Origin of the sequence: Limnohabitans sp. 15K (assembly GCF_002778285.1) — a bacterium.
Taxonomy (GTDB): Bacteria; Pseudomonadota; Gammaproteobacteria; order Burkholderiales; family Burkholderiaceae_C; genus Limnohabitans_A.
The window spans coordinates 1,241,859-1,260,000 of sequence record NZ_NESM01000001.1 but is presented as its reverse complement, the minus strand read 5'-3'; the positions used below and the strand labels follow the sequence as shown (position 1 = coordinate 1,260,000).

14 protein-coding genes and 2 rRNA genes (1 of these 16 running past the window's edge) are annotated in these 18,142 nt (G+C 57.2%); 11 read left to right on the top strand and 5 right to left on the bottom strand.

All coding sequences use genetic code 11. The annotated features are described in order from the left end of the window. The 9 genes from B9Z40_RS05960 to B9Z40_RS05920 form a co-directional block, all read left to right on the top strand. Window positions 1-2,444, top strand: a 23S ribosomal RNA gene (locus B9Z40_RS05960); it begins 436 nt to the left of the window's first position. Window positions 2,445-2,604: 160 nt separating this feature from the next. Next, window positions 2,605-2,717 (top strand): 5S ribosomal RNA (gene rrf / locus B9Z40_RS05955). Between the two features lie 205 nt (window positions 2,718-2,922). Beyond that, a complete protein-coding gene (locus B9Z40_RS05950; RefSeq protein WP_100172323.1) occupies window positions 2,923-5,256 on the top strand; it encodes a bifunctional salicylyl-CoA 5-hydroxylase/oxidoreductase in 2,334 nt (777 codons plus the stop codon). 153 nt (window positions 5,257-5,409) lie between these two features. Further along, window positions 5,410-6,201, top strand: a complete 792-nt coding sequence (locus tag B9Z40_RS05945) for an SDR family NAD(P)-dependent oxidoreductase (protein WP_100172322.1) — start codon at window positions 5,410-5,412, stop codon at window positions 6,199-6,201. Further along, a complete protein-coding gene (locus B9Z40_RS05940) occupies window positions 6,198-6,692 on the top strand; it encodes a MarR family winged helix-turn-helix transcriptional regulator (protein ID WP_100172321.1) in 495 nt (164 codons plus the stop codon). The genes B9Z40_RS05945 and B9Z40_RS05940 overlap by 4 nt, the downstream gene beginning before the upstream one ends. After that, window positions 6,689-7,549, top strand: coding sequence for an enoyl-CoA hydratase family protein (locus tag B9Z40_RS05935; protein WP_100172320.1), 861 nt, complete (start codon window positions 6,689-6,691; stop codon window positions 7,547-7,549). The genes B9Z40_RS05940 and B9Z40_RS05935 overlap by 4 nt, the downstream gene beginning before the upstream one ends. 3 nt (window positions 7,550-7,552) lie before the next feature. After that, a complete protein-coding gene (locus B9Z40_RS05930) occupies window positions 7,553-8,740 on the top strand; it encodes an acyl-CoA dehydrogenase family protein (RefSeq protein WP_100172319.1) in 1,188 nt (395 codons plus the stop codon). 19 nt (window positions 8,741-8,759) lie between these two features. Beyond that, complete coding sequence (locus tag B9Z40_RS05925) at window positions 8,760-10,415, top strand: AMP-binding protein (RefSeq protein ID WP_199172528.1); 1,656 nt, start codon at window positions 8,760-8,762, stop codon at window positions 10,413-10,415. Between the two features lie 10 nt (window positions 10,416-10,425). Further along, entirely contained in the window at window positions 10,426-10,821 is a 396-nt protein-coding gene (locus B9Z40_RS05920) for a RidA family protein (RefSeq protein WP_100172317.1), read from the top strand. A 283-nt stretch (window positions 10,822-11,104) separates the two neighbouring features. Here B9Z40_RS05920 and B9Z40_RS05915 read toward each other — a convergent pair whose 3' ends face one another. Genes B9Z40_RS05915 through B9Z40_RS05895 form a run of 5 tightly spaced genes read right to left on the bottom strand, consistent with a single transcriptional unit; the run spans window position 11,105 to window position 16,738 of the window. Next, window positions 11,105-11,737: a 2-hydroxychromene-2-carboxylate isomerase gene (locus B9Z40_RS05915; RefSeq protein WP_100172316.1), complete on the bottom strand. Its 633-nt coding sequence runs from the start codon at window positions 11,735-11,737 to the stop codon at window positions 11,105-11,107. A gap of 41 nt (window positions 11,738-11,778) precedes the next feature. Continuing rightward, a complete protein-coding gene (locus tag B9Z40_RS05910) occupies window positions 11,779-12,507 on the bottom strand; it encodes an SDR family oxidoreductase (RefSeq protein WP_100172315.1) in 729 nt (242 codons plus the stop codon). A gap of 24 nt (window positions 12,508-12,531) precedes the next feature. Further along, complete coding sequence (locus tag B9Z40_RS05905) at window positions 12,532-14,103, bottom strand: class I adenylate-forming enzyme family protein (RefSeq protein ID WP_100172314.1); 1,572 nt, start codon at window positions 14,101-14,103, stop codon at window positions 12,532-12,534. Between the two features lie 46 nt (window positions 14,104-14,149). Next, window positions 14,150-14,479, bottom strand: a complete 330-nt coding sequence (fdxA, locus tag B9Z40_RS05900; RefSeq protein WP_100172313.1) for a ferredoxin FdxA — start codon at window positions 14,477-14,479, stop codon at window positions 14,150-14,152. A gap of 18 nt (window positions 14,480-14,497) precedes the next feature. After that, window positions 14,498-16,738 carry a molybdopterin-dependent oxidoreductase gene (locus tag B9Z40_RS05895; protein ID WP_369823412.1) on the bottom strand — a complete coding sequence of 747 codons (2,241 nt, stop codon included), beginning with the start codon at window positions 16,736-16,738 and terminating at the stop codon, window positions 14,498-14,500. Here B9Z40_RS05895 and B9Z40_RS05890 point away from each other — a divergent pair. Together B9Z40_RS05890 and mobB are read left to right on the top strand one after the other, a co-directional pair. Then, entirely contained in the window at window positions 16,646-17,494 is an 849-nt protein-coding gene (locus B9Z40_RS05890) for a TetR/AcrR family transcriptional regulator (RefSeq protein WP_233204802.1), read from the top strand. The genes B9Z40_RS05895 and B9Z40_RS05890 overlap by 93 nt on opposite strands. Further along, window positions 17,454-18,029 carry a molybdopterin-guanine dinucleotide biosynthesis protein B gene (gene mobB, locus B9Z40_RS05885; RefSeq protein ID WP_233204801.1) on the top strand — a complete coding sequence of 192 codons (576 nt, stop codon included), beginning with the start codon at window positions 17,454-17,456 and terminating at the stop codon, window positions 18,027-18,029. The genes B9Z40_RS05890 and mobB overlap by 41 nt, the downstream gene beginning before the upstream one ends. The last annotated feature ends 113 nt before the right edge of the window (window positions 18,030-18,142 follow it).

Below are 18,142 nucleotides of genomic sequence, written 5' to 3'. Positions count from 1 at the left end.
TGACCGATAGTGAACAAGTACCGTGAGGGAAAGGCGAAAAGAACCCCGGGAGGGGAGTGAAATAGATCCTGAAACCGCATGCTTACAAAAAGTAGGAGCCTCGAAAGGGGTGACTGCGTACCTTTTGTATAATGGGTCAGCGACTTACATTCAGTGGCAAGGTTAACCGAATAGGGAAGCCGTAGAGAAATCGAGTCCGAATAGGGCGATCAGTCGCTGGGTGTAGACCCGAAACCAAGTGATCTATCCATGGGCAGGATGAAGGTGCCGTAACAGGTACTGGAGGTCCGAACCGACTAATGTTGCAAAATTAGCGGATGACCTGTGGATAGGGGTGAAAGGCTAAACAAACTTGGAAATAGCTGGTTCTCTCCGAAAACTATTTAGGTAGTGCCTCAAGTATTACCATCGGGGGTAGAGCACTGTTTTGGCTAGGGGGTCATGGCGACTTACCAAACCAAGGCAAACTCCGAATACCGATGAGTACAGCTTGGGAGACAGAGCACCGGGTGCTAACGTCCGGACTCAAGAGGGAAACAACCCAGACCGCCAGCTAAGGTCCCTAAAATTGGCTAAGTGGGAAACGAAGTGGGAAGGCTAAAACAGTCAGGATGTTGGCTTAGAAGCAGCCATCATTTAAAGAAAGCGTAATAGCTCACTGATCGAGTCGTCCTGCGCGGAAGATGTAACGGGGCTAAGCCAGTTACCGAAGCTGCGGATTTGCAATTTATTGCAAGTGGTAGGAGAGCGTTCTGTAGGCCTGTGAAGGTGGTGGTGTAAACCCTGCTGGAGGTATCAGAAGTGCGAATGCTGACATGAGTAGCGTTAAAGGGGGTGAAAAGCCCCCTCGCCGTAAGCGCAAGGTTTTCTACGCAACGTTCATCGGCGTAGAGTGAGTCGGCCCCTAAGGCGAGGCAGAGATGCGTAGCTGATGGGAAACAGGTCAATATTCCTGTACCGATTACAAGTGCGATGTGGGGACGGAGAAGGTTAGCTCAGCCAACTGTTGGATATGTTGGTTCAAGCCTGTAGTCATGCCTGGTAGGCAAATCCGCCGGGCTAAGATGAGGGGTGATAACGAGTGTGCTTGCACACGAAGTGAGTGATACCCTGCTTCCAGGAAAAGCCACTAAGCTTCAGCTTGTAATTGACCGTACCGCAAACCGACACTGGTGCGCGAGATGAGTATTCTAAGGCGCTTGAGAGAACTCAGGAGAAGGAACTCGGCAAATTGATACCGTAACTTCGGGAGAAGGTATGCCCCTATTAGGTGAACTTGAACAAAGGGAGCCGAACGGGGTTGCAAAAAATCGGTGGCTGCGACTGTTTAATAAAAACACAGCACTCTGCAAACACGAAAGTGGACGTATAGGGTGTGACGCCTGCCCGGTGCTGGAAGATTAAATGATGGGGTGCAAGCTCTTGATTGAAGTCCCAGTAAACGGCGGCCGTAACTATAACGGTCCTAAGGTAGCGAAATTCCTTGTCGGGTAAGTTCCGACCTGCACGAATGGCGTAACGATGGCCACACTGTCTCCTCCTGAGACTCAGCGAAGTTGAAATGTTTGTGATGATGCAATCTCCCCGCGGAAAGACGGAAAGACCCCATGAACCTTTACTGTAGCTTTGTATTGGACTTTGAACAGATCTGTGTAGGATAGGTGGGAGGCTTTGAAGCGAGGTCGCTAGATCTCGTGGAGCCAACGTTGAAATACCACCCTGGTGTGTTTGAGGTTCTAACCTAGGTCCATTATCTGGATCGGGGACAGTGCATGGTAGGCAGTTTGACTGGGGCGGTCTCCTCCCAAAGCGTAACGGAGGAGTTCGAAGGTACGCTAGTTACGGTCGGACATCGTGATAATAGTGCAATGGCATAAGCGTGCTTAACTGCGAGACTGACAAGTCGAGCAGATACGAAAGTAGGACATAGTGATCCGGTGGTTCTGTATGGAAGGGCCATCGCTCAACGGATAAAAGGTACTCTGGGGATAACAGGCTGATACCGCCCAAGAGTTCATATCGACGGCGGTGTTTGGCACCTCGATGTCGGCTCATCTCATCCTGGGGCTGTAGCCGGTCCCAAGGGTATGGCTGTTCGCCATTTAAAGAGGTACGTGAGCTGGGTTTAAAACGTCGTGAGACAGTTTGGTCCCTATCTTCCGTGGGCGCTGCAGATTTGAGGAAGCCTGCTCCTAGTACGAGAGGACCGGAGTGGACACACCTCTGGTGTATCGGTTGTCACGCCAGTGGCATTGCCGAGTAGCTAAGTGTGGAAGAGATAACCGCTGAAAGCATCTAAGCGGGAAACTCGTTTCAAGATGAGATCTGCCGGGGCCTTGAGCCCCCTAAAGAGTCGTTCAAGACCAGGACGTTGATAGGCAGGGTGTGGAAGCGCAGTAATGCGTTAAGCTAACCTGTACTAATTGCTCGTGAGGCTTGACCCTATAACTTTGATCACACATTGAAAGATGTGCATTGGTCAAGGAAGTTATGCCAAGTTGACGCATTCAAAAAAGGCTGAAAAGCCTGAGCGAGAGCTCAAAATCTGATTCGAAACTCTATGAATTCGTTGTCTTGATTTGATCAAGATGACAACAAGTTATGCCTGATGACCATAGCAAGTTGGTACCACTCCTTCCCATCTCGAACAGGACCGTGAAACGACTTAGCGCCGATGATAGTGCGGATTCCCGTGTGAAAGTAGGACATCGTCAGGCTTCTAACAGCCCAAAACGCCTCACCTAACGGTGGGGCGTTTTACTTTGTGCGAAGCATTTCTGCATCCCCCCTTTCCCTCTCCTTCTTTCGTTTTCTACGGGTTACTCCCTGATTGACCGTACGTTCATTCACCTCAATACTTGAGGTTTGAAATATATAGGCCTTAATCAATGGCCTGTGCGGTCTATAGCAAAGAGAACGATCATGAAAATTGTGTGTATTGGTGGTGGTCCTTCGGGTTTGTACTTTGCGTTGCTGATGAAAAAGCTTGGCCTACACCACGACATCACCGTGGTGGAGCGCAACAAGCCCTACGACACTTTTGGTTGGGGCGTGGTGTTTTCGGACCAGACGCTAGAGAACATGCGTGAATGGGACAAAGAAACAGCCGCTGAGGTAGAGCAAGCCTTTAACCATTGGGATGACATCGAGCTGCACTTCAAAGACCATGTGATTCGCTCTGGCGGTCACGGCTTTGTGGGCATCGGACGGAAGAAGTTGCTCAACATCTTGCAAGAGCGCTGTGAGCAAGTGGGCGTCAAGCTCCTGTTCGAACAAGACGTGAGTTCAGATCTGGACTTTCCCGATGCAGATCTGATCATCGCCAGCGATGGCGTCAACTCGCGTGTGCGCAGCCGCACACCAGAAATTTTTGAACCCGACATCGTCACCCGTCCTAACCGTTTCATCTGGTTGGGCACCAACCGCCAATACGACGCCTTCACCTTTTTGTTCGAAAAGACAGAGCATGGCTGGTTTCAGGCTCACGTCTACAAATTCGACAACCAGACTTCCACCTTCATCGTCGAGTGCCCCGAACACGTTTGGCTGGCGCACGGTTTGGACAAGGCCGATCAAGACGCGTCGATTGCCTTCTGTGAAAAGCTCTTTGCTAAGAATCTGCAAGGCGAGAAGCTGATGACCAACGCCCGCCACCTGCGTGGCTCGGCGTGGCTCAACTTCCAGCGCGTCAAGTGCGCCAACTGGTCACACTTCAACGGCAACAGCCATGTGGTGCTGATGGGCGACGCGGTGCACACCGCGCACTTTGCCATCGGCTCGGGCACCAAGCTCGCGCTCGAAGACGCGATTGAGTTGGTGCGCCAGTTCAAGGCGCTGGGCGACACCGCTGACCGCATCCCTGAAGTGCTGAAACATTACCAAGCCGTGCGCGAGATCGATGTGATCCGCCTGCAAAACGCCGCTTGGAACGCGATGGAATGGTTTGAGGTGTGCGGCGAGCGCTACTGCGACCAGCTCGAACCCGAGCAGTTCATGTACTCCATGCTCACCCGCAGCCAGCGCATCAGCCATGAGAATTTGCGCCTGCGCGACAAAGCCTGGCTGGAAGGTTACGAGGCCTGGTTTGCGGGCCGCACAGCGAAGCCGGGCATTCGTCCTCCCATGTTCACGCCTTACACCCAACGCTCGGTCACGCTCAAGAACCGCGTGGTGGTATCGCCCATGGCGCAATACATGGCCGTGGACGGCCGCGTGGGCGACGACCACCTGGTGCACCTGGGCGCACGCGCCATGGGCGGTGCCGGGCTGGTGATGGTCGAGATGACCGCGCCCAGCGCCGACGGCCGCATCACCCACGGTTGCCCGGGGCTGTGGAATGAGCAGCAGACCACCGACTTTGCAAGAATAGTGGACTGGGTGCATGCCAAGTCTGACGCCAAGATCGGCTTGCAGATCGGTCACGCTGGGCCCAAAGGCTCGACCTGCCGACCTTGGCAAGGCGCGGGCATGGACCAGCCTGTACCCGCTGACGATGCGGAAGGCAACTGGCCCTTGCTGGCGGCCTCCGCCCAGCCCTATTTGCCGCACGGCGATGTGCCCCGTGCCATGACCCGCGTCGACATGGACCGCGTCACGGCCGACTTCGTGGCCAGCACCCAACGCGCAGCTCAAGCTGGTTTTGACTGGCTGGAGTTGCACTGCGCCCACGGCTACTTGCTGTCGAGCTTCATCAGCCCGCTGACCAACCAACGCAACGACGAATACGGCGGCTCGCTCGAAAACCGCCTGCGCTACCCGCTCGAAGTGTTTGCCGCCGTGCGTGCGGCCTGGCCCAAAGACCTGCCCATGTCGGTGCGCATCTCGGCGCACGACTGGGTCGAAGGCGGCATCACGCCGACCGATGCGGTCGAGATCGCCCGCGCCTTCAAGGCTGCAGGTGCTGACATGATCGACTGCTCGTCGGGTCAGGTCAGTGCACAGCAAAAGCCCACTTACGGCCGCATGTACCAAACCCCGTTTGCCGACCGCATCCGCCAAGAAGCAGGCATCGCCACCATCGCGGTTGGCGCCATCAGTGAAGCTGACCACGTCAACAGCATCTTGGCCGCTGGCCGCGCCGACCTGTGCGCCGTGGCCCGCCCGCACCTGGCCAACCCGGCCTGGACGCTGACCGAAGCGGCACGCATCGGCTTCAAAGACATCGCTTGGCCGCGTGCCTATGTGTCCGGCAAGCCGCAGCTTGAAGCGGGCTTTGCCCGCGAGCGTGCCCAGCAGGCTGCGACAAAGGGGGATTGAGATGTCGCATTCACATGGGGTAAATTCACCTTCCTTGCAATTTGAATTTGTGGGAGCGACGCCCTCGTCGCGAATGGGCGTCCATCGCGGCGAGGGCGCCGCTCCCACAAAAGTCCATCGCGGCGAGGGCGCCGCTCCTACAGGGGGCAAAGCATGCTGAGCAACCGCCACGCCCTGATCACAGGCGCGGGCGCAGGCATTGGCGCGGCCATCGCACTGCAGCTCGCGCAAGCGGGTTGCCGTCTCACGCTCTGTGGCCGCTCACAAGACACGCTGCAGGCGCAAGCCGAGGCGCTGCGTGCGCAAGTGCCCGACGTGGCGGTGCTGATCGCGCCCATGGATGTGGCCGATGAACACGCCGTGCAAGCCGCGGTTCAGCAAGCTCAGACCCGCTTTGGCCCGGTGAACATCCTGGTCAACAACGCGGGCCAGGCGCACAGTGCGCCCTTTGCCAAGACCGATGCCGCGCTGTGGCAGCAGATGCTGAACGTCAACCTGACGGGCACTTACCACTGCATCCAAGCCGTGCTGCCGGGCATGCTCGAAGCGGCCAAAGCAGGCACGCCCGGGCGAATCATCAACATCGCCAGCACAGCGGGCCTCAAAGGCTATGCCTATGTGAGCGCCTATGTGGCCGCCAAGCACGGTGTGGTGGGCCTGACCAAAGCGCTGGCCTTGGAGTTGGCTCGCAAAGGTGTGACCGTGAACGCCATTTGCCCCGGCTACACCGAAACAGACATCGTGCGCGAAGCGGTGCAAAACATCGTGAGCAAAACCGGCAAGAGCGAAGCCGAAGCGCGCCAAGCCTTGGCCGCGAGCAACCCGCAACAGCGCTTGGTGCAGCCGCACGAAGTGGCGCAAAGCGTGTTGTGGCTGTGCGCAGCGGGCAGCGATGCGATCAACGGTCAATCGATTGCCATCGATGGTGGGGAGTTGGTGTCATGAGTGCACGACAAGACACCGACATGGAAGTGCGCGCGCACGCCGACCACCACGCTTCGCTGCGCCTGTGGTTGCGTTTGTTGTCGGCCACCACCCGCATCGAAGACACCATCCGCCAGCGCCTGCGTGAGCAGTTTGACATCACGCTGCCGCGCTTTGACCTCATGGCCCAGCTGGAGCGCGAGCCGCAAGGCTTGTCGATGAGCGAACTGTCGCGCCGCATGATGGTCACGGGTGGCAACGTCACATCCATCGTTGACCAGCTCGAAAAAGAACAACTGGTGCAGCGGCAAATGCAGGCCAGCGACCGCCGCTCTTACAACGTCAGCCTGACCGAGGCCGGGCGCAGCGCATTTGCGGCCATGGCCCTGGCGCACGAGGGCTGGGTCGTCGAGCTGCTGTCGCCGCTGGCGGCAAGCCAACAAGAACAACTGCACAAATTGCTGGGCACCTTGAAGTCCGGCACCCCAACACAATCGAAGGAGACAAAATGAGCCAACGCTACCTGCCCGGCCAGCCCCACCAGCTGCCTCGCCACAACCAGCCCATGGCGGGCTACCAGCCCGAGCATTTTTTGCTGTCCGTCAAGGGCGGTGTGGCCACGGTGAGCCTGAACCGCCCCGAGCGCAAGAACCCGCTGTCGTTTAACTCTTACGCCGAACTGCGTGACTTTTTCCGCGCCTTGCCCTACGCGCCCGACATCCACGCCGTGGTCATCACGGGCGAGGGCGGTAACTTCTGTTCGGGGGGCGATGTGCACGAAATCATCGGCCCGCTCACCCAACTCGACATGCCCGGCCTCTTGGCCTTCACCCGCATGACGGGTGACTTGGTCAAGGCCATGCGCGCTTGCCCACAACCCATCATCGCCGCCATCGACGGCGTGTGCGCAGGCGCAGGCGCCATTCTGGCCATGGCGTCTGACCTGCGCTACGGCACCGAACGCAGCAAGACCTATTTCCTGTTCAACAAAGTCGGCTTGGCCGGTTGCGACATGGGCGCGTGCGCATTGCTGCCGCGCATCATCGGCCAGGGCCGTGCAAGTGAGTTGCTGTTCACCGGGCGCGGCTTGGGCGCACTGGAAGCAGAGCGCTGGGGTTTTTACAACCGCGTGTGCGAGGCAGACACCGTGTTGGCCGATGCACAGGCCATCGCCGCCCAGCTGGTGGCAGGCCCCACATTTGCCAACGGCATCACCAAAAAGATGCTGCAACAAGAATGGAACATGGGCGTGGACGAAGCCATCGAGGCCGAAGCCCAGGCCCAAGCCATTTGCATGGCCACCAACGACTTCCACCGGGCGTACCACGCGTTTGTGGCCAAGCAAACGCCCATTTTTGAAGGCGACTGAGCCATGTCCAATAACCACCCAACACAGCACCCCGCTGAACTCGATTGGCCCTTCTTTGATGACAGCCACCGCGACTTCAAAGTGCGGCTGGACGCTTGGTGCCAAGAACACCTGGCTCACGCCCACCACGACGAAAGCCGCGATGCGGTCGACGCCGAATGCATCCGTCTGGTTCGCCTGCTGGGCAGCGGCGGCTGGCTCAAGCACGCAGTCTCTGGCACAGCCTACGGCGCCGCATCGGACGTGATCGACACGCGCCAGCTGTGCCTGCTGCGCGAGACGCTGGCTTTTCACAACGGCTTGTCTGACTTTGCTTTTGCCATGCAGGGCCTGGGTACTGGGGCTATCAGCCTCATGGGCTCGCCTGACCAAAAGCAGCGCTACCTGCCTCGCGTGGCTTCAGGCCAGGCCCTGTCGGCCTTTGCGCTCAGCGAGCCCGATGCGGGCTCTGACGTGGCCGCAATGCAGTGCAGCGCCACCGCCACGGCAGACGGTTATGTGCTCAACGGCCGCAAGACCTGGATCAGCAACGGCGGCATTGCCGACTTTTATGTGGTGTTCGCCCGCACGGGTGAAGCGCCGGGGGCGCGTGGCATCACCGCCTTCATTGTCGATGCCGACACGCCCGGCTTGACGATTGAAGAGCGCATCGACGTCGTCGCGCCGCACCCGCTGGCCACGCTCAAGTTTGACAACTGCAAAGTGGCTGCAGCACAGCGCATTGGTGATGCGGGCCAAGGCTTCAAGGTGGCCATGGCCACACTCGATGTGTTCCGCACTTCGGTGGCGGCAGCCGCTTTGGGCTTTGGGCGGCGTGCGCTGCACGAGTCCATCAGCTGGGCGCGTTCACGCAAGATGTTTGGCCAAAGCTTGGGCGACTTTCAGATCACCCAAACCAAGATCGCGCAGATGGCCACCATGCTCGACGCCGCCACGCTGCTCACCTACCGCGCCGCTTGGCTACGCGACCAGGGCGCACGCATCACACGCGAAGCGGCCATGGCCAAGATGACCGCCACCGAAAACGCCCAGCAGATCATCGACATGGCGGTGCAGCTGCACGGCGGCATGGGCGTGAAAAAAGGCGTGATGGTCGAGTCGCTGTACCGCGAGATTCGGGCGCTGCGCATTTACGAAGGCGCCACCGAAGTGCAGCAGCTGATCATCGGCAAAGACTTGCTGAAAGGTTGACATGAGCGACTGGAACCAACTGCTGCCCAGCAGCCACACCGACACCTTTGCGCGCGACCGACTGCCGCCCAAAGACCAGCTGCCCGTGTTCATCGCCGACCGGTCTGAGCTGGACTACCCGGATGTACTCAACTGCGCGGTGGAATTGGTGGACCGCCATGTGAGCGAAGGCCGGAGCGATCGCATCGCGCTGCATGGCGTGAGCGACTTCAACAAGGGTGGTGGCGACTTCAGCTGGACCTATGCGCAGTTGCAAGACAAGAGCAACCGCATCGCCCAGGTGCTGACACAAGACATGGGCCTCGTTCCCGGCAACCGAATTTTGCTGCGCGGCGGCAACAGCCCCATGATGGCCGCTTGCTTGCTGGGCGCGCTCAAGGCGGGGCTGGTCGCGGTGCCCACCATGCCGCTGCTGCGTGCGGGCGAGTTGGCACAGATCATCGACAAAGCGCAGGTCAGCGCCGCCCTGTGCGACAGCTTGTTGGCCGACGAACTGCAGCACTGCATGACGCCCGGGCACGTCAGCCACATGGCCAGCTTGCAGCAATTGGTGCAGTTCCGCAGCGATGCCGCCGATGGCTTGGAGCAGCGCATGGCGCAGCACACTGGCGCGTACACGCCTCACGCCACCAGCCGCGACGACGTGTGCCTGATTGCGTTTACCAGCGGCACCACGGGCAAGCCCAAGGGCACCATGCACTTCCACCGCGATGTGCTGGCCATGTGCGACTTGTTCCCGCGCCACATCCTGCAGATGAACGAAAACGATGTGGTCTGCGGCACGCCGCCCATTGCCTTCACCTTCGGGCTGGGTGGTCTGCTGGCGTTTCCGCTGCGCTATGGTGCGAGCACCGTACTGCTGGAAAAGCACACGCCCGAGACCTTGATGCAGACCATTGCCAAGTACCGCGCCACGCAGTGCTACACCGCGCCCACCATGTACCGCCAAATGGCGACGCTGGCCAAAGGCATTGACCTGTCGAGCCTCAAGCACCCCGTTTCGGCAGGCGAGGCCTTGCCCGACGCCACCCGCCAGCTGTGGAAGCAGGCCACAGGCATCGAGATGACCGATGGCATTGGCGGCACCGAAGTGATCCACATCTACATCTCCAGTGCGGGCGCGCAAGTGCGCCCCGGCAGCATTGGCCAAGTGGTGCCCGGCTATGTGGCGCAGATCGTGGGTGACGACATGCAGCCCGTGCTGCCTGGCACCGTGGGGCGCCTAGCTGTGCGCGGCCCCACAGGCTGCAAATACCTGGCCGACCCGCGCCAACAAGACTATGTGAAAGACGGCTGGAACCTGCCCGGTGACACCTTTGTCATGGACGCCGACGGCTACTTCAGCTACCAGGCGCGCAACGACGACATGATCATCTCGGCGGGCTACAACATCGCAGGCCCTGAGGTGGAAGGCGCTTTGCTGCAACACCCGGCCGTGGCCGAGTGCGGCGTGGTCGGCATGCCCGACGAAGACCGCGGCCACATCGTCCAGGCCTATGTGGTGCTCAAGCCCGGCCACACGGGCGACGCGGCCATGGAAAAAACCTTGCAAGAGCACGTCAAGCAAACCATCGCCCCGTTCAAGTACCCGCGCAAGGTGGTCTTTTTGGACGCCTTGCCCCGCACCGAAACCGGCAAACTGCAGCGCTTCAAGCTGCGTCAAATTTCTTCCTGAGGAGCCCCATATGTTCAACGTCTTGCAACCCGATGGCTGGGCACCCGCCAAAGGCTATGCCAACGGCATCGAAGCGCGTGGCCGCATGGTGTTCGTCGCGGGCATGATCGGCTGGAACGGCCAAGCCCAGTTCGAGACCGACGACTTTGTAGCCCAGTGCCGCCAGGCGCTGCAAAACATCGTCGACACGCTGGCGTGCGCAGGCGCAGGCCCACAGCACATGGCCCGCATGACCTGGTACGTCAAAGACAAGAAGGAATACCTCGCCCGTGGTCGCGAGCTGGGCAAGGTCTATCAGGAAGTCATCGGCAAGAACTACCCGGCCATGACGCTGGTGCAGGTGGCCGATCTGGTGGAAGACCGGGCCCAAGTTGAGATCGAAGTGACGGCTGTGGTTCCGGAGTGAACTAAAAAGGATTTGGTTAAAAGCTGGAGAAAGCCCAGATCGATCGGCAGGTTTAGGCTGGGACCAGACATTCAATCGTCGCAAGTGGCTGGCCGCAACCGACCCATTGCGGTCCTAGCCCCCCTCGCTTTCAAAGCCAGAAAGCCGACATCCGCTGATCGCCGCAAAGGCGGTCGCAACGATTTCTCGCTGACAGCCCAATCCTGAAAATGGGCGTTGCCCACAGACCAAATTCACTCATAGGAATGTATGGTCTTGCGAATATTCACGTCCAACACGAAGCCTAGTTCGATAGGTTGGACTTCATCCTTTGTTTCTCGATTTCTTCTTCGACTTCTCTCAAGCGATCTTTCCCAAAGAACAATTCATCACCCACAAAGAAAGATGGGGAGCCGAACGCACCACGCTCGAATGCACACTGCGTGTTAGCCGTAAGGCGGGCCTTGATCTCAGGCTCCTGCGATTTGGCAAAAAGTGCGGCTCCATCGAGGCCGGCATCATGCAAAACGGCGGTAATCTCAGCTGAGTCGTCCATGTTGCGCGCTGCCTCCCACATTGCCGAATACACAGCATCGATGTACTGGGTTTCGCACCCCAGCGTCTGTGCCGCGACAGCCAGTCGCATGATCTTCAACGTATTCACCGGAAAGTGGGGATTGAATTGGAACCGAGTGAGCTGATGCCGAGCAACAAAGCGTCGGATCTCCAGCTTGTCATAGGCTCGCTTGTTGGGTATGTCGGCAAAGGCCTCAGCCGGAGATCGGTTGTTGCTCAGCTTGAACAGGCCGCCGAGCAGTATCGGCACGTACTCAAACCGAATCTCGGTACGCGACTCAATACCCGGCAGGACTTTATGGCAGAGGTACGCGTTCGGGCTACCGAAATCGAAGAGGAACTGAACTTGAAGTGGCTTCATTGGGTTTACGTGTGAGTAATTGATCGGTTGTTGCCCTGCTATCACCAAGATTCCATCCAGGGCCGCAATTCGGTCTCGTGAGTCCAGGCGTCACGGGGTTGCTGGTGAATTTGCCAATAGGCCTCAGCGATGGAGTCTGGGCTGAGGATGCCTTGCTGATCCTTCATGGCGTAGCGTTCAGGAAAGTTTGAGCGGATAAATTCTGTGTCGATGGCACCATCAATGACCGGGTGTGCAACGTGAATTCCTTTAGACCAAAGCTCACGGGCCATGCTCTGGGCAAGAGCGCGCAGGGCATGCTTGGCACCGGCAAATGCAGCGAAGCCTTCACGCCCGCGCAGGCTAGCCGTGGCACCGGTGAAGATGATTGTGCCGCGACCGCGCGGCAGCATGGCCTTGGCGGTTTCACGGCCCATCAGAAAGCCACCAAAACAGGCCATCTCCCATACCTTCTGATAGACCCTGGCAGTGGTTTCTGTGATTCCGAACCGCACGTTAGCACCGATGTTGAAGACGGCCACCTCAATGGGGGCGATGTCGCGTTCGATCCGCTCGACAAGAGCAATCATTTCTTCCTCTTTGCGCGCGTCGCTGCCAAATCCATGGGCCTGCCCACCTTCTGCCGTGATCTGCTGGACCAAAGGTTCAAGTTTTTCGGCCGTGCGGCGGGTCACGCACGCGATGTAGCCCTCGCGCGCAAATCGTCGGGCGATGGCACCACCGGTTGCGTCACCTGCACCGATAACCAGGATGGCTTTTTTTTCAGTCATAGAGAGCCTTTCATAGGGATTGATTCACACAGCATCTGACACCAATGGATCGACTTCTTGAGCGCTTACCTTAAGCACTCCCTTGAGCACCTTCCCGGTAGGTGACGAGGGGAGTTGCATCAGAAACCTGATGTCACTCGGCACCTTATAGGCGGCAAGCCGTTCGCGCAGATAGTTCTGCATTCCCGCTGCATCAAGTGTGCTGTTTGCCGTCGGCTCGATGAACGCAACCACCTCTTCATTGGCCTCTACGCTGCGACCAACGACAGCTGACTGAACGACCTCTGGATGGCTATTGATGGCTTGCTCTACCTCGACCGGGTACACATTCAAGCCTGACCGGATAATCAACTCCTTAGTCCGCCCAACGATGTGCAGCGCGCCATCTGACTCCTGTCGCGCCAAATCTCCAGTGTTGAACCAGCCATCGGCATTGATGGCTTGTTGTGTGGCTGCATCGTTGTTGTAGTACCCCAGCATCAGGCCAGGGCTTTGAACCCACAACTCACCAATGTCGCCACCGTTCACGTCCATACCCTGCGGGTTGACGATGCGTATATCGACCCCCGGGATTGGTTGCCCTACGGCGCAATCTGTGCGCACCGCGTCTGACCGTGTCTGAGCGACAGTAGGTGCGCACTCCGTCAATCCATATCCGTTGTGTAGCGGAAGGCCAAAGAGTGCTTCTACGTCGGTCTTTAAATTCGAAGTCAAAGGGGCACCGGCCACCGTGATTAAACGCAGCCTAGGTGCCCGCCATGTTGCCCCTGATTCCCGCAGCCATTCCAACAACTTGGCGTACAGGGCAGGCACGCCAGCAAACGCTGTAACCCCTTCCTCTGCCAAGGCCTTAGCAGCATTGGCTGGGGAGAATCGCGGCTCAAATATCACCTCGGCGCCGCCAGCCATCGAACCCAAAAACTGCGCGGCCAGCCCTACCACGTGCGCCATCGGTAGCACGCAATACGAGACATCTCCCGGCGCAATGCTGCGCTGCTTGACGATGGACGTTGCAGTAAACATCAGATTCGCGTGCGACAGCATGACGCCCTTGGGTGCGCCGGAGGTGCCGGAGGTGTAAATCATGGCCGCTACTTGCCGCGTTGGCTCTATAAATGCTGGCTCGGGCACAGTCTCGGTGTCGAGCGGCCCGACTGCGATGTTGCCAAGGGCATCCCATGAAACGGCCTGCGCACCGTGTCGCATTGCGTGACGGGCCGCGTCCGCTGAGACCTGTTCGGTGTAAAGAACCCGGCGCGGACGGGCATGTGAAATGAACTCGTCAATTTCCCGGTCAGACAGCCGGGCGTTTGCCAAGATGACCCATGCGTCGAGATGGCTGAGCGCCATCGCCAGTACGCCCAAAGCCACGCAGTTTTCGCCAACAAGAAGCACGCGGTCGCCTGCGCGTACGCCCAGTGATTTGAGCTGCTCTGCTGCCGCACGCGAGGCTTCATCTAGCTGCGAGTAGCTCAGGCGAATTTTGGCATCCCGCAATGCTGGTGCCTGCGGTTGCTCACGAACCCATCGGTCCAGCATGTGGTGGATGCGAGTGGGGGCTGATATCGGGGTTTTGAATTGCATGTCCGCATTCATGGTGATCTCCTCATTTAGTCAACCATTGGCTGGTCCAGCTGCACGCTTAGCGAATCAAGTGCGCCAGCTTTTCTGTTCTGCCTTTCCAGGCCTCGGCATCAGGAAGCGGAATCTTTCGTTTGGTGATAGTTTTCCATCCAGTGAGTCGGTAAACCTCCGCATTTAGAGCAGTCATGTGCCTTTGGTCAGCGGGTAGATCCTCCTCTGCGTAGATTGCATTGACAGGACATTCAGGAATGCAAACTGCGCAATCGATACATCCGTCAGGATCGATGGCCAAGAAATTGGGGCCTTCTACAAAGCAATCCACTGGGCAAACATCCACACAGTCGGTGTATTTGCATTGGATGCAGTTCTCTGTCACAACGTGGGTCATGGCGTCCTCGGCACTCTCTTAGTTTTGAACAAGGCGTTCTAAATGAACAGGCACATACTTGTGCCAAGGTGTTCCGGCAAAGGGGTCGCGGTCAGCCGTGTTGGTGAGTTCGTTCACTGAGACACCTCTGCGGGTCAACGTGCCATCGGCATCGGGGTAATCCAAACCGTGCCCATTGGGCATGGAGACATAGCCCCGCTGAAATTCGTCCGATAACTCAATGGGCGCTTTAGCGGTACCACGGGGCGTTTTGAGTTGAATCCAGTCACCGTCTGCGCATCCCAACATGGCGGCGTCTTCGGGGTGAATGCGCATGACGCTGAAGTCGCCCTTCTTCATCCATTCCGGATTTCGAATGGATGTTTGACTTGTCTCCGCTCGGCGTTCACCGGCGCACAAGATGAAGGGGTAATCTGGTCTGTGGTGTGGCAGTTTGCTGTCAATCGTTGCCAACTCGTCCAACATCTCTTTGATGTTCAAGTTGATTTTGTGATCGGGCAATTTCACGGCGTCCCAGCTGTCGCTGTATTGGCTAACGCCAAAGATGACACCCGAAGGGCTGTTCAATATGGCATTAAACAGACGATTGCCTGCGATCAAAGGCGGGCCTCCAAACCCTGCCCCTTTTGCAGCTGCAGCTTGAGTGCGGACGTAAATTTGACTGATTCCCCATAGGGTGGCCGCAGGAGCCAAGTTGGCTGGCAGGCTAGGCCCCAAAGTGCGATACAGCAACACAGGGGCATATCGTGCGACCTTTTTGTCGCGAGTAGATTTCCAGGCAAACACCAGGCCAAACGCCGTGCGCCCCAGGCGTGCTGCGGCGCGTAAAAAGCTGTAATTGGTTTCGTCCAACTCTCCCATCGCCTCCAGCAGACGCGTATGGATTTCTGCCTCTGTAAGAGTGCCAGGTCGAGGAGGAAAATGAGGATGACGCAAATGGAATCCGTTGCGTGGAAACTCCAAATTAAAAAACGTCGCCTCGGCCTTTTCAAATTGGCTGCTAGCAGGCAGCACATAGTCGGCCTGCCGCGCCGTTTCTGTCATGGCCACATCGATCACGACGCTGCACTCCAATGCGCGAAGGGATTGCCGCATGCGCTGACTGTCCGCCAATGAGTGAACGGGATTGGCGCTTTCAATGAACATTGCCCGAAAGCGCTTAGGGTGCTCTGTCAGTATTTCATCTGGAATGACGTTGCACGGAATCAACCCCATGATCACCTTGGAGTTGGTGACTGGGCTGTGCGTCCACTTGCGGGGCGCAGCAGGCTTGCCAGATTTCGTGTTTTTGGATGTGCTTCGAGTGGAGTTTGAGAGGTTGAGGAAAGGTGCAAAAGCGTTGTTAGCCCCCTTCTTCGCATAATTGCCCGTCAGCAGCCAGACCAACCGATTCAGATAACTGTTGAGCGTCGAATGCAAACTCATTTGCACACCCAAATCTTCAATCATCGACACGCTTTTGGCACTGGCAATGCGACGCGCTGCAGACCGAAGCAGTGATTCATCCACGCCGCAAATCTTTGCGTACTGTGCGACGTTGATCTTTGTCATGGCAGCTTCAACGGCTGCATAGCCGGTGGTGTGCTCATCCAGCCAGGCTTTGGCTACCAAATTTTCTTGGACCAGGATGGCAGACAAAGCAGACAGACACCAAGCGTCTGTTCCCGGCTTGACGGCCAAGTGGAAGTCCGCCATTTTGGCGGTCTCGCTGCGCCTCGGATCAATCACGATCATGGCGCGGTTCGGATCGTTCTGAATCTCTCGAAGAATGACCCTTGTGCGTGCAAAGCCATGCGATTGCCAAGGATTTTTCCCAAGAAAAACTGCGACTTCGCAGTGTTCAAAGTCACCATGCACTGGTGCGCCAGCCATCTTGCCTTGCACCCAGCCTTCCCCCGTCTTTTCTTGTGCCAGTGCGTTGGATCTGTACTGAATACCCAGTGCTTTGATGGTGCTGTCTGCGTATGTTCCGCCTAGATGGTTGCCTTGACTGCCGCCACCGTAATAAAGAATGCTGTCACCACCATGTTGCTGTTTGATGGCTTTGAACTTTTCAGCAATTTCGCGGATGGCGGTGTCCCAATCGATGTTCTCGTAGGTGCCATCGGTTTTGCGGCGTTTTGGAGAATCAATGCGGTCCGCGCCGTTTTGGTAGAAGTCCATTCGTTGCGACTTCTCACAGATATAGCCTTGAGATACAGGGTTGTCTTTATCGCCCTTCACCTTGGTGATCCGCCCATTTTCCGTCTTGATTTCCAAGCCGCAGTTGATCGAGCAAATGATGCACGCGGATTTCTTCCATCCTTCTGTCTCAGCAGTTTCCATGGCGATGTGTTCCTAGATCAATGTCGGTTGAAAAATTGGATAATGACTGTTATCCTAAGTCAATCGGTAAAAAACTGTCAACTCAAATTTTTAAAGATTCTTATGCGTTACAACGCTGAATACAAAGAGCAAGCAAGAGAGAATCTGCTCAGTGCAAGTGGTCAACATGCAAAGCAGAATGGTTTCAATGCCAGTGGCTTGACAGATCTTGCCGCTGCTGCGGGCGTCACAACCGGCTCTTTGTACAAGCACTTCACGGGCAAGTCGGATTTGTTCATTAACATCATCGAAGCAGAACTGAAGCGCACTGCAGACATGTATGCCTCGGTAGATTCAACTGACCAGGTGCAGGTATCGCGTGCCCTAGCGGGTTACCTTAGTCTGGCGCACGTACATAACGCAGGCGACGGTTGCCCGTTGCCGTCATTGACACCAGAGATCGGACGCGCTGGTGACGAAGTTAAATTGGTTTTTGAACAGGGCGTCCAAGAGATTCACGCCAATGTGAAAGCCCTCACAGGGGATGCCCATTCGGCTTGGGCCATCATGGCCCAGAACGTGGGTGCCGTCATGCTTGCACGAGCCATGTGCAGTGAGCAGCTCCAAAGCGAACTTTTGAACGCGGTGCGTCAAGCGGGTGAAAAGATCATTGGCCAAGACAAGCCAATTCAATCAGGCAAGCGGGGTTGAAATGCGTGTATTCGGCATTTCAGGACATTCCGGGATGGGCAAAACCACTTTGCTGGAGCACCTTGTTCCGGAGCTGAAAGCCCGGGGGATGATTGTGTCGGTGATCAAGCACAGTCACAAAGATTTGGACATTGACCGACCAGGTAAAGACTCTTATCGACTGCGCGAAACAGGATGTCAAGAGGTACTGGTCATGGGCCGACGCCGATGGGTTTTGATGCATGAACTGAGCGAAGACAATGAACCTCCTCTGCCTCAATTACTGGATAAGTTGCAAGCGTGTGATTTGGTGCTGATTGAAGGTTTCAAGCAAGGTGATTTCCCCAAGCTGGAAGTCTGGCGTGCGGCGGTTGATAAGTCGCCACTTTGGCCCACATCACATGGAATCGTCGCGATGGCCAGTGACGACCCGATAACCCAAGTTGGCATGCATCTTTTGACGTTATCCGACATAACCTGCATTGCCGATTTCATTGTCGAGCATGCGGCAGAGCAAATCGCATCGCTGAATCCTGTATCTGTTTTGCAGACCTGATGAGTGTCTGGTATTGGTCTTAAACAGCAGGCCAGTCGGATTTCCCAATGTCCGCCCTGCAATGCAGCCATTGAGTCTTAGCCCCAACCACTTGCCGCAGAGATTGCAATAAA

Bases quoted from the DNA above. Each gene is read 5' to 3' on its own strand.
- B9Z40_RS05910 (WP_100172315.1), bottom strand. From the start codon at position 12,507: ATGACTGAAAAAAAAGCCATCCTGGTTATCGGTGCAGGTGACGCAACC.
- B9Z40_RS05945 (WP_100172322.1), top strand. From the start codon at position 5,410: ATGCTGAGCAACCGCCACGCCCTGATCACAGGCGCGGGCGCAGGCATT.
- B9Z40_RS05935 (WP_100172320.1), top strand. From the start codon at position 6,689: ATGAGCCAACGCTACCTGCCCGGCCAGCCCCACCAGCTGCCTCGCCAC.
- B9Z40_RS05950 (WP_100172323.1), top strand. From the start codon at position 2,923: ATGAAAATTGTGTGTATTGGTGGTGGTCCTTCGGGTTTGTACTTTGCG.
- B9Z40_RS05940 (WP_100172321.1), top strand. From the start codon at position 6,198: ATGAGTGCACGACAAGACACCGACATGGAAGTGCGCGCGCACGCCGAC.
- B9Z40_RS05915 (WP_100172316.1), bottom strand. From the start codon at position 11,737: ATGAAGCCACTTCAAGTTCAGTTCCTCTTCGATTTCGGTAGCCCGAAC.
- B9Z40_RS05905 (WP_100172314.1), bottom strand. From the start codon at position 14,103: ATGAATGCGGACATGCAATTCAAAACCCCGATATCAGCCCCCACTCGC.
- B9Z40_RS05930 (WP_100172319.1), top strand. From the start codon at position 7,553: ATGTCCAATAACCACCCAACACAGCACCCCGCTGAACTCGATTGGCCC.
- fdxA (WP_100172313.1), bottom strand. From the start codon at position 14,479: ATGACCCACGTTGTGACAGAGAACTGCATCCAATGCAAATACACCGAC.
- B9Z40_RS05920 (WP_100172317.1), top strand. From the start codon at position 10,426: ATGTTCAACGTCTTGCAACCCGATGGCTGGGCACCCGCCAAAGGCTAT.